The organism is Stenotrophomonas sp. 05L44_2 (genome assembly GCF_056665995.1).
In genome coordinates this window covers 1-5,541 of record NZ_JBFTNR010000217.1, presented here as the reverse complement: position 1 = coordinate 5,541, position 5,541 = coordinate 1, and the positions used below count along the sequence as shown (strand labels likewise).

Genomic DNA, 5,541 nt, shown 5'->3' with positions numbered 1-5,541 from the left:
ATTGGATCCCACGCTGCGACAGCAGGTCGAGGACGGACTGCGTGCGGGCACGCTGCGCTGCGTGGTGGCCACCTCCAGCCTGGATCTGGGCGTGGACTTTCCGGAAGTGGACCAGGTGCTGCAGCTGGGCAGCCCGAAGGGCGTGGCGCGCCTGCGCCAGCGCGCTGGGCGTGCACGTCATCGGCCCGGTGCCAGCGGCCAGATACTGTGCATTCCCAGCCATGCGCTGGAACTGGCCGAGTACGCGGCGGCCCGGCACGCGTTGCATGACGGGGTGATCGAAGCGCGACGTCCTCCCACGTTGTCGCTGGACGTATTGGCCCAGCACGCCGTCAGCCGCGCGCTGGCGGGCGGCTTCAACGCCGATGCACTGCTGGAACAGGTCCGTGGCACGCATGCCTTCGCCGCGCTGGAGGACGCACAGTGGAATGCGGTGATCGATTTCATCGTGCAGGGCGGACGTGCATTGTCCCGGTACCCGGAGTTCCACAAGGTGGTACGCGATGCCGACGGCGTGTACCGCATGCCCGATCGCCGCCAGGCGCTGCGCCATCGGCTGTCGATCGGCACCATCAGCAGCGACGGCAGCGTGCGCGTACAGTTCCTGCGTGGCGGCAGCCTGGGCGCGGTGGAAGAGCAGTTCGCCAGCCGCCTGCGCCGCGGCGACCGTTTCCAGTTTGCGGGGCGGCTGCTGGAGCTGGTGCAGCTTCGCGACATGACCGCGTTCGTGCGCGTGGCGCGCGGTGGTGGTGATGGCGTGGTACCGCGCTGGCAGGGCGGTCAACTGCCACTGTCGATGCCCTTGGGCCGCGAACTGGAAAAGGTGCTGTCAGGCGCCGACCAGAGCGCGGAGTCGCGGTGGCTTGCACCGCTGCTGGCATTGCAGTCGCAGCTGTCTGCGGCGCCATCGCCCGACCACCTGCTGGTGGAAAACGTGCGCCGACGCGAAGGCCAGTTCCTGTTCGTCTATCCCTTTGCGGGCCGCCATGTGCACGAAGCGCTGGCCGCGCTGCTGGCCCTTCGCTGCACCCGTCGGCAACGCAACAGCATCGGCTATGCAGTGAATGACCATGGCCTGGTGCTCGCTCCGGCCACGCCGGTGGATCTGCRGGAACAGGACTGGCGGGCAATGCTGGATGCTGGCGATCTGCTGCAGGACCTGCGCGCAGCGGTGAACCTGGGCGAGCTGGCGCGCCGCCAGTTCCGCGGCATCGCGCGCGTAGCGGGCCTGCTGGTACCCAGCCTGCCGGGTGGCATGCCACGCTCGCTGCGCCAGCTGCAGGCCTCCGCCGGACTGCTGCATGACGTGCTGCGCGAGCACGACCCGGAGCATCTGCTGCTGGCATTGGCCGAGCAGGAAGTACTGCACGACAGCCTCGACCTGCCCGGGTTGCAGCAAGTGCTGGTACGCATCGCCACACGTTCGTTGTCCCTTCAGCGGCCCTCATCACTGACCCCGCTGGCATTTCCCTTGTGGGCCGAACGCCTGCGTGGGCAGTTCAGCAATGAAGACTGGCGCACGCGCGTGCAGCGTGCCGCGCAGCAGCTGGAGCGCCGCCATGGCCGCTGATCTTCCGCTGCAGCTGGGAGGTGAGTCGATGATTCTGCTCGGCGGCCGGGCGCTGCTGTGGCCGGCGCAGCGCGCGCTGTTGATCGCCGACCTGCACCTGGGCAAGGCGGACGTGTTCCGGCGTGCGGGAATCGCCCTGCCGTCGGGCGGCACCGGCAATGACCTGCAGCGCCTGCAGGACCTGGTGGCCACGCACCAGTGCCGACAACTGTGGATTCTCGGCGACGTCCTGCACGGCCCGGCGCATCGCGCGGCCTGGTATCAGCAATGGCTTGGCTGGCGCGAACATCACGCGGCGCTGGACATCCACGTGGTGCGCGGCAATCACGACCGGGATCTGCCGAAGGCGGCGCTGCAGGTGCAGATGCATGACGACGCGCGATGGGGACCGTTCCTGCTGCGGCACGAGCCGCTGGCCGATGCCTCCGCGCACGTGCTGGCGGGCCATGTGCATCCGCAGGTTGCGTTGCCGGCACTGCGTCGGCGCTTCCCCGCGTTCTGGCTGCGCCAGGGCGTGACCATCCTGCCGGCATTCTCGGCATTCACCGCCGGTGTGGTGCCTGTACTGGCGCCGGGCGAACAGCTGCTCGCCTGTGTGGAAGACAGCGTAGTGCCGCTACCGGTTCGCTGACGCGTCGAGACCTGCGCGGGATTACGACGGGCGGGCGGCGATTCCGTGCATCAGGCTGAAATCCTGCGTCGCCTCGTCGGCGTGGCGCGGCAGTGCCTGTATCGCCATCAGCATTTCCTGCGCGCAGGCGCGGATATGGCCGTGGCTTTCCGGTGATGCGTGGCTGATCAGACTGCCGACATGAAACTCGAACACATCTTCCAGTACGTCGGGCTGGTCCTCGTGCAGCATCCGCAGCAGACCGCGCAGCTTGCAGATTTCCGATTCCAGCTTCTCGACCGCGAACAACATGGCATCCTCCTCGTGCATCGTGCGGCGCATCCGGGCCGCAGCAGGCAACGACGGCGGCGCCACCCGGGCCACGCGATGATCGATCACGAAAAGGAAAGCGGGCGACGCGGCTGCCGCGTGCTCATCTCTTGTCGCACATACGGGGTGAGGCAATCGTTAAGTGCCGTAACGAAAGGCTTCACGCGGTGGCCGGCATTTCCACGCCCTGTAGCGGCAGGGGCGCAGCGGCAAGCGCCTGGATGAATGCCGGATCGAGCGGCAACGCGCCCAGCCATCCGTGCTGGGTGCCGCTGAGCACGCGCAGCATGTGCCCACGCCCGCCAGGCAGTCGTCCCATCGGCCCCAGCAGCACATCGCGCGCCTTTGCCCACGCATCGCGATCGGACTGGAACAGCGGCGTCAGCCAGCGGCTCCAGCGCTGATAGACCGCCACATGCGCACGTCGTTGCGCCTGGTAGGCCTGCAATGCCGGTTCGCCACCACCGTGGGTGCGTAACGCGTCGCGCAGTGCCAGTGCATCCAGCAGCGCCATGTTCACGCCCTGCCCCAGCTGCGGGCTCATCGCATGTGCTGCATCGCCTGCCAGCACCAGCCGCCCCTGATGCCAACGCTTCATCACGGCATCGCGGTACACCGCACGCGCCAGCTGACCGGCGTCGCGCAGATGGGCGAAGCGCGCGCCCGCCTGTGGCCACAGCGCATGCAGTTCTTCCAGCCACGGCGCCATGCCGTCGCCCTGCCAGCGGTCGAAATCCGCACGCGGCAGGCTCCAGAAAAAGCTCAGGCGAGGCGTGTCGTCACCGGGTCGGGTGCCCACCGGCAGCAGGCCGATCATCTTGCGCGCGGCGACGTAGCGCTGCCGCAGCTGCTGCATGTGCGGCCAGTCTTCGGCCGGCAACAGGCACCACAGCGCGCCCCACGGGTACACCCGGTCCAGCGCCGCGCCACCGTCGACGGCGTTGCGCAGCGTGGAGGCGGCGCCGTCGGCGGCAACCACCAGATCGAACGGTCCGTGCGTGCGACCGTCGCTGTCGCGCAGCCGCCCCTGCTGGTGATCGACCTCGACGATGGTCGTGCCCACGTGCAGCTCGCCGGCGCCTTCACGCGCCTGGTCCAGCACCGAGAACAACGCCCCGCGCTGCATGCCCATGCCGTGCAGTCGCGCATCCAGGCCGTCATAGCCCATGTCCATCACCGCGCGCTCGCACGGCGTATCGCCATACAGCCGTCGCACCGGCATGGCGTAGCCACGCACGGCCTCAAGCAGGCCCATCTGCCACAGCACCTGCAGTCCGCTGGGCTGCAGCAGGAATCCCGCACCCACCGGCCCGGGGGTCGGCACGCGTTCGAAGATCTCCACCTCGTGGCCATCACGGGTGAGCAGGATGGCCAATGCCTGGCCAGCGGTGCCGTATCCAATCACGGCGATGCGCAGTCGTTCCGTCATGCCTGCATTGTGCCATCGGCGCAGGGGCGGTACATCAGCTGCCCCTCTTCCGAGCAGATGTGCCGGGCTCCGCCACCACTGCCGGCTCTCCTGCGAATGTCCCCCGGCAGCCTCTGCGCGGCTGCCTCCTCCTTTACTTCGCAGGAGAGCCGCCAATGGTGGCAGCGCTCAGCTTTCATGGCCTCTGTTGGCGCGCGCGATTCCGCAACGGGAGCGCCTGTCCTTGCGTGCGCAGTAAAGGAGGAGGCGATGGCCGCAGGCCGGCGCCGGGGGACATTCGCACGCAAGGACAGGCGCTCCCGCCGCAAGAGCATCTTCACGGCCAGCAAAAAAAACCCCGCCGAAGCGGGGTTTTCAACGCACTATCGAGTGGATCACTCGGCCGGAACGATGTTCGAGGCCTGGGCGCCCTTCGGGCCCTGGGTCACGTCGTAGGTGACCTTCTGGCCTTCCTGCAGACTGCGGAAGCCCTTGGAGTTGATCGCGGAGAAGTGCGCGAAGACGTCGGCGCTGCCGTCCTCCGGCGAGATGAAGCCAAATCCCTTGGCGTCGTTGAACCACTTGACGGTACCGTTCGGCATGGTGATGCGTGACCTTATGCAATGAATGGGTGGTGTACGCTGAACCCGCGCACAAGCTGAGTATGCAAAGCTTGTTACGCGAAGACAATCACCCCCGCGCCAATTCGCCGACCAGTTCCGGAAGTCCGTTGCTGGCGGCCTGCACATTGGCGAGCACTTCGGCCATGGTGATCTCCTCACCATCACCGCACCCGGCGGCCCAGTTGGCAACGATCGCCAGGCAGGCGTAATCCAGCCCCAGCTCACGCGCCAGCGCCGCTTCGGGCATGCCGGTCATGCCGACCAGATCGCAGCCATCGCGGCGCATGCGCGCGATCTCGGCGATGGTTTCCAGCCGCGGGCCCTGGGTCGCGCCATAGCAGCCGCCATCGTGGACCTTCACACCGGTCACCTTCGCCGCCGCCAGGATCTTGCTGCGCAGCATCGGCGTATACGGATGGCCGAAGTCGACGTGCACCACGTCGGTGCCCTCTTCTTCGCAGATCGTGCTGATGCGGCCCCAGGTGTAATCGATTACCTGATCCGGGCAGGCCAGCACGCGCGGCCCGAAATCGTCACCGATGCCACCGACCGTGTTCAGCGCCAGCACCCGCTGCGCACCGATCTGCTGCAGCGCGGCCAGGTTGGCCCGGTAGTTGATCTTGTGCGGCGGCAACGAATGGCCTTCACCATGGCGTGCAAGGAAGGCCACGCGATGACCGAGCAATGTCCCGACCCGCACCGGGCCGGACGGCTTGCCGAAGCGGGTGTCGACTTCGTGGGTCTGCACGTCGTCAAGCTTGGCCAGGTTGTAGACACCGGTACCGCCAATCACGGCCAGGGCGATCTGTTGCATGGAAAGCACTCCAGAGAAAAAAGAACGCCGGCACCCGAGGATGCCGGCGGCGGGAAACGCAGGCCGCAGGCGGCCGCGTTGTTATTCCTTCATCGCGTAGATGGCCGGCACGCAGCGCAGGGTTTCGTTGACGTCCATGCCGAAACCGAACACGTAGCGATCCGGCAGCTCGATGCCGGCATAGTC

The 5,541-nt window shown here is 67.4% G+C and carries 6 protein-coding genes and 1 pseudogene; 2 read left to right on the top strand and 5 right to left on the bottom strand.

What is annotated here, in order from left to right; all coding sequences use genetic code 11:
- Together AC1VAN_RS09495 and pdeM are read left to right on the top strand one after the other, a co-directional pair.
- Positions 1-1,570, top strand: a 1,570-nt coding sequence (locus AC1VAN_RS09495; RefSeq protein ID WP_480985698.1) for a helicase-related protein, incomplete at its 5' end; no start/stop codon positions are given.
- Complete coding sequence (gene pdeM / locus AC1VAN_RS09490) at positions 1,560-2,201, top strand: ligase-associated DNA damage response endonuclease PdeM (RefSeq protein ID WP_282280605.1); 642 nt, start codon at positions 1,560-1,562, stop codon at positions 2,199-2,201. The genes AC1VAN_RS09495 and pdeM, both read left to right, overlap by 11 nt.
- Positions 2,202-2,222: 21 nt before the next feature.
- On the opposite strand, the gene AC1VAN_RS09485 is transcribed toward pdeM, so the two are convergent.
- The 5 genes and pseudogenes from AC1VAN_RS09485 to AC1VAN_RS09465 all read right to left on the bottom strand — a co-directional run.
- Positions 2,223-2,492 carry a hypothetical protein gene (locus AC1VAN_RS09485; RefSeq protein ID WP_025879177.1) on the bottom strand — a complete coding sequence of 90 codons (270 nt, stop codon included), beginning with the start codon at positions 2,490-2,492 and terminating at the stop codon, positions 2,223-2,225.
- A 178-nt stretch (positions 2,493-2,670) separates the two neighbouring features.
- On the bottom strand, positions 2,671-3,939 hold the full coding sequence (locus tag AC1VAN_RS09480; protein ID WP_033831732.1) for an FAD-dependent oxidoreductase: 1,269 nt from the start codon (positions 3,937-3,939) through the stop codon (positions 2,671-2,673).
- A gap of 374 nt (positions 3,940-4,313) precedes the next feature.
- Entirely contained in the window at positions 4,314-4,520 is a 207-nt protein-coding gene (gene cspE, locus AC1VAN_RS09475; protein WP_019183439.1) for a transcription antiterminator/RNA stability regulator CspE, read from the bottom strand.
- An 88-nt stretch (positions 4,521-4,608) separates the two neighbouring features.
- Positions 4,609-5,355 (bottom strand): S-methyl-5'-thioinosine phosphorylase, encoded by a 747-nt coding sequence (locus AC1VAN_RS09470; protein WP_025879179.1) that lies wholly within the window; start codon positions 5,353-5,355, stop codon positions 4,609-4,611.
- A gap of 81 nt (positions 5,356-5,436) precedes the next feature.
- A pseudogene (locus tag AC1VAN_RS09465) lies at positions 5,437-5,541 on the bottom strand (hypoxanthine-guanine phosphoribosyltransferase); the annotation flags it as partial.

Bases quoted from the DNA above. Each gene is read 5' to 3' on its own strand.
- pdeM (WP_282280605.1), top strand. From the start codon at position 1,560: ATGGCCGCTGATCTTCCGCTGCAGCTGGGAGGTGAGTCGATGATTCTG.
- AC1VAN_RS09485 (WP_025879177.1), bottom strand. From the start codon at position 2,492: ATGTTGTTCGCGGTCGAGAAGCTGGAATCGGAAATCTGCAAGCTGCGC.
- AC1VAN_RS09480 (WP_033831732.1), bottom strand. From the start codon at position 3,939: ATGACGGAACGACTGCGCATCGCCGTGATTGGATACGGCACCGCTGGC.
- cspE (WP_019183439.1), bottom strand. From the start codon at position 4,520: ATGCCGAACGGTACCGTCAAGTGGTTCAACGACGCCAAGGGATTTGGC.
- AC1VAN_RS09470 (WP_025879179.1), bottom strand. From the start codon at position 5,355: ATGCAACAGATCGCCCTGGCCGTGATTGGCGGTACCGGTGTCTACAAC.